At 62.9% G+C, this 4,846-nt stretch carries 4 protein-coding genes and 1 rRNA gene; 4 read left to right on the top strand and 1 reads right to left on the bottom strand.

Annotated elements, in window-relative coordinates; all coding sequences use genetic code 11:
• A 5S ribosomal RNA gene (rrf, locus tag HP499_RS20800) occupies nt 1-102 on the top strand; the annotation flags it as partial.
• Between the two features lie 120 nt (nt 103-222).
• Here the strand turns inward: rrf and HP499_RS20795 are convergent.
• A complete protein-coding gene (locus tag HP499_RS20795; RefSeq protein WP_375154264.1) occupies nt 223-1,251 on the bottom strand; it encodes a patatin-like phospholipase family protein in 1,029 nt (342 codons plus the stop codon).
• Between the two features lie 206 nt (nt 1,252-1,457).
• On the opposite strand from HP499_RS20795, the gene HP499_RS20790 reads away from it, so the two are divergent.
• From HP499_RS20790 to HP499_RS20780, 3 genes are all read left to right on the top strand, one after another.
• Nucleotides 1,458-2,021: a GNAT family N-acetyltransferase gene (locus tag HP499_RS20790; RefSeq protein ID WP_172326025.1), complete on the top strand. Its 564-nt coding sequence runs from the start codon at nt 1,458-1,460 to the stop codon at nt 2,019-2,021.
• 215 nt (nt 2,022-2,236) lie between these two features.
• On the top strand, nt 2,237-2,524 hold the full coding sequence (locus tag HP499_RS20785; protein ID WP_011776355.1) for an HU family DNA-binding protein: 288 nt from the start codon (nt 2,237-2,239) through the stop codon (nt 2,522-2,524).
• Between the two features lie 134 nt (nt 2,525-2,658).
• Nucleotides 2,659-4,846 (top strand): cytochrome c oxidase assembly protein (locus tag HP499_RS20780; RefSeq protein WP_375154263.1); only part of this gene is annotated, 2,188 nt, incomplete at its 3' end.

The following is a 4,846-nucleotide window of genomic DNA, read 5'->3' as shown; positions in this document are numbered from 1 at the left end:
GTGGGGGAAACGCCCGGTCCCATTCCGAACCCGGAAGCTAAGACCCACAGCGCCGATGGTACTGCACCCGGGAGGGTGTGGGAGAGTAGGACACCGCCGGACAACCATTAAGGCAAGAGCCCCGACCCAAGGTCGGGGCTCTTCCCCTTTAACCACCACACCAGCCGGCACCGGCCAGGTGACTGACTATCGGCCAGCGTGGGCGTGATGCCGACACGTCCGTCAGACTGAAGTGTCCCGTTTGCCCCAGAAATCAGCCAGCCGTCCCGCCAGGACGTTGCCTAACTGGAATCCGGCTCGGGCTGCGGCAGGACGCAGGGACAGATCCATGGCATTGACACCGAACATGTGCTCGGAATCGCTATGAGGGAAGACCGTCTCAACCAGGCTGCCGTTGGATCGTAGAGTGTCCACCTGCCCGAAGAGGTGCATGCCCCACTCCACTGGCGTTCGCGTCCGTCCGCCAAAGGGCGCCAGCACCAGCACTCGTCCATAGCCGGCAGCCAAATCGGCGTTCTCGGCGTTGGCGCGGTAACCGCCGTCGATGTAGTAGTTGGTACCGATGCTGTAGGCGAATCCGTTGGCGCAGCTGGCGGCCACGGCGTCCACCAGGTCCACCCCGCTGTTGCGGTCGAAGACCATGGGGTCACCAGTCCGGGCATTGACAGCGGTCAGGCGGATTGCCCGCTCCGGCCACTCTGCACAGGGGAGACGGGTTGCCACCGTGGCCCGCCAACGCGTGCTGGGGCCTTCCATGGCTTCAGCCATATCGATGGCTGCTGCTCCCAATCTGCGGCGCATATCAGCCATGTCCGAGGCAGCCTTCATGATGTTGCCGGTCCGCTCCATGTGGCTGACTACGGGGCCGGTGCCAGGTGCAACCTGGCCTGACCCGGCCCTGCCGGCGGGTTGCGGGGGAGCCTCGATGATGGCGTTGAAGAGCTCAATCGGTGTTGTGCCGGCGAGCTGCGCAGCGGCGGTGGAGCCCGCTGACGTGCCAACAGTGAGATCTGCCGTGGTGACGTCCAGTCCGGCATCAAAGAGGCCGGCGATGACTCCAATCAGCCATGCGTTGCCTGTGGATCCACCGCCGCCGAGGACCAGGGCGCGCTGGTCCTTGGGCGGTTGCCGAACCTCCTGGCCGGCTTCGGCCTCTGGCTGGGACTGGCCGGACCCTGGCGTCCGGGGTGCCGCCGTCGAGTCTCCGTGCGGGGATGGGAAGTGCGGGGAGGAAGAAGTTGATGTACTCAAGGGAGTCGCCTTTCGCGAAGTGCGGGGGTAGGGCGCTCCGAATGGCGACTAGCTAAGTCGCGGAGATCGTGGACTGGAGGGAGCGCCCACTGCGGATACTGCATTCATGGGTCCCACCTCCTGTCAAAAGTTCACGATCACCCGAAAACTATCACCCGGTAGGCCACCGCGCAATTGTCCTGTCAGGGTGCCGGTAGAGTCTGGGGATGAATCTCACACGAAGAGTGTTTACGGCTTCGGAGGACAGGGCAGGCGAAGAGCTGCACCTTCGGCCCGTGGAGCTCTCGGATGCTTCCGGGCTGGCTGCAGCGTATCTGCGCAACCGTAACCATCTGGCTCGCTGGGAGCCTACCCGCGGTGATGACTTTTTCACGGTACTGGGTCAGGAGGCCGCGCTTAGTGCCAAGATGGATCACTTTGCAGCGGGCAACGAAGTGCCTTGGATCATTTCCGGCAGCAGGGGCATTCAAGGGATGATCACGCTGACCGGCATCGTCCGCGGTCCTTTCCAGAACGCCAACCTCGGTTACTGGATTGATGCGGAATGTACGGGCAGGGGCCACGCGTCAGGTGCGGTGAACGCCGTCGTAAAGATGGCCGCCGAGGAACTGGGGCTGCATCGGATCCAAGCAGCCACGCTGCTTCACAATGGAAGTTCACAGGCCGTTCTGAGGCGGTGCGGCTTCGAAAAGATAGGTGTTGCGCCCTCCTACTTGCAGATCGCGGGGGAGTGGCAGGACCACCTTCTGTTCCAGCGCATCCTGTTCTGACAGCGCACAGCAGGCAGCGCCGGCCAAGGCCGTAGGGTACGCCAAGGGCGTAAAGCACCCCTAAAAACCCCTAAAATCCGGTGATTTTGGTCAAAAAGGCGCGGAAACACGCGGAATTTGCTGGCCATGCGAGCCCAAGCTGGTAAGTTTTCGAACAGTGGCTTGCTCGCATTCCGCTTGAAAGCTCAAAAACGTATGAGTCCAGGAGGACGTAAATGGCTAAGAACCGTAGTGAACTCGTTGCAGAGGTAGCAGGCAAGGCTGGCACCAGCCAGGCAGCAGTCAACTCCGTGCTCGATGCACTGTTCGAAGTTTTCGAGACTTCTGTCGCCGCCGGCGAAAAGATCACCATCCCGGGCTGGCTCGCAGTTGAGCGCACCGACCGTGCAGCCCGCACCGGCCGCAACCCGCAGACCGGCGAGACCATCCAGATCGCAGCAGGCCACAGCGTCAAGCTGACCGCCGGCTCCAAGCTGAAGGCCGCTGTCGCCAAGAAGAAGTAATTACTCTTCGGCGAACGCCTTGAAGGGACGGCAACCTGATGGTTGCCGTCCCTTTTGTTTTCCACATAGCGCCCGGAATCCACATGGCACCCTCCCGATTCGCAGCCCGGCGACTGGTAGCGGACAATGGATAAGTGCCATCAGCAAGAAGTTCCGCAACTGCCCCTTCGCCTGTTCCCAAGCCGGGAGCACGGGGAGGCACTACAGTCGCGGGGATTTCCCTGCCGTGGCAGCTGGCTGGTCTGGCCGCGCTGTTCCTGACGCTCGCCGCGGCCCTCATCTACTCGGGTGCCTCGGCCACCCGGCAGGTGTCTGATCCCGGCGAGTTGGTCCGCTGGGGTCTCCCGTTCGCGAAAGCCATCCACAACGTCTCAGTAGCTACCGTGGTGGGCGGCCTGATATTTGCCGTTGGCATCCTCCCCAAGAACCTCGGCGGGTCACGTTCCCGCGAGAAGGACGTCGACGCCCCCGAACATCCAGCCTTTGCCCGGGCCCTGGCCGTTGCCGCAGGTGCTGGAGCGGCATGGACGTTGTCCTCAGTGGCAGTCCTCGTCCTGACCTACGCAGACGTAGCGGGCCAAGGGCTTTCCGGCGACGCAGAGTTCACCCGCTCGCTGGTGTACTTCATGACCGACATCGAGACAGGCAAGGCCTGGCTCGCCGTCACCATCATCGCCGCCGTTGTGACCACTGCGCTGTTCGGGGTGCGCTCGTTGACCGGCCTGGCATTCACTCTTCTGCTGGCCCTGATCGGGCTGATTCCCACGGCCTTGATTGGCCACTCGTCCAGTTCCAGCGACCATGAAGGTGCCATCAACTCCCTGGGTCTCCACTTGGTGGGCGTGTCTACGTGGGTGGGCGGCATCATCATGTTGGTGGTCCTCTCCGGAATCCTCACTGGTTCACGGAGCAAGGGAACACCTGACATCACCGAGCAGACACTGCGCCGCTTCTCGGCGTTGGCCGGCTTTGCCTTCGTTTTGGTGTTCGCCTCGGGTGTCATCAATGCCGCCATCCGCGTGACCAACCCCGCGGACCTGTTCGGCTCTCCCTATGGGCAACTGATCGTCGCAAAGTCCCTGGCCACGCTGGTTTTGGGCGGCATCGGCTTCATGCACCGCCAATGGGTCATTCCGCAGCTTGGTAAGAACGGCTCCATGTCGGCCCGTCGCGTGCTGTGGCAGTTGGTTTTGGTTGAGTTGCTGGTGATGGGCGCGACGTCGGGACTCGCCGTTGCGCTGGGACGTTCGGCTCCTCCGCAGCCCACCACGTACGCCCCCGATGCCTCGCCGTCGTTCATCCTCTCTGGTTACGAGCTTCCACCGGAACTCACGCCGGAACGCTGGTTGACTGAATGGCGCTTCGACTGGCTGTGGGTGGGAGTGGCGCTGTTCGGCGCGGTCACCTACATCATGGGCATCGTCAAGGTCCGCAAGCGTGGAGACAAGTGGTCCTGGTTCCGGACAGTCAACTGGATCATTGGGCTGGTGGTACTCACCTACATCACCTCGGGTCCACCCGCTGTCTACGGGCGCGTGTTGTTCTCCGCTCACATGGTGGATCACATGGCCCTGACCATGGTGGCGCCGATCTTCCTCGTCCTGGGTGCCCCCGTGACGCTTGCGCTGCGAGCCCTGCCCTCCCGTGGGGAAGGAACCCACGGCTCGCGTGGCCTTCGCGAGTGGTTGCTGCTGTTTGTGCACTCCAGGTTCTCGCAGGTGGTGACACACCCGTTGTTCGCGGCGGCCAACTTTGCAGGCTCCATCGTGTTGTTCTACTACTCGGACCTGTTCGGCCTGGCGATGCGCGAGCACGTTGGCCACGAACTCATGAACGTGCACTTCCTTTTGACCGGCTACATCTTTGTGCTGAGCATGATCGGCAGCGATCCCCTACCGCGCCGTGCCCCTTATCCGATGCGCCTGCTCCTTCTGTTGGCCACTATGGGCTTCCACGCTTTCTTCGGCGTGGCCATCATGGGTGGCACCGGGCTGCTGGCAGCCGACTACTTCGGCAACCTGGGCCGGGCCTGGGGTCCGTCAGCCATTGGAGACCAGCAACTGGGCGGTGCGGTGGCATGGGGGATCGGCGAAGTACCCACCCTGCTGGTGGCGATCGGAGTGGCCGTAATGTGGTCGCGCTCCGACGAACGCGAGACCCGACGGGTTGATCGTGCGGCCGACAGGAATAATGACGCCGATCTCAGTGCTTACAACGATATGTTTGCCCGGCTCGCTGACCGCGATGCCAAGATGGCAGGACGCACGGCCCAGCCTGCCAGGACAGTTCAGCAGTCCCGGACGGCGCAGGCTGAGCGCGATG

This window comes from Paenarthrobacter sp. CM16 (assembly GCF_013179505.1).
In the GTDB taxonomy this organism is placed as follows: Bacteria; Actinomycetota; Actinomycetes; order Actinomycetales; family Micrococcaceae; genus Arthrobacter.
The sequence above is the reverse complement of the archived record's forward strand: the minus strand, read 5'-3'. Positions and strand labels throughout refer to the sequence as shown.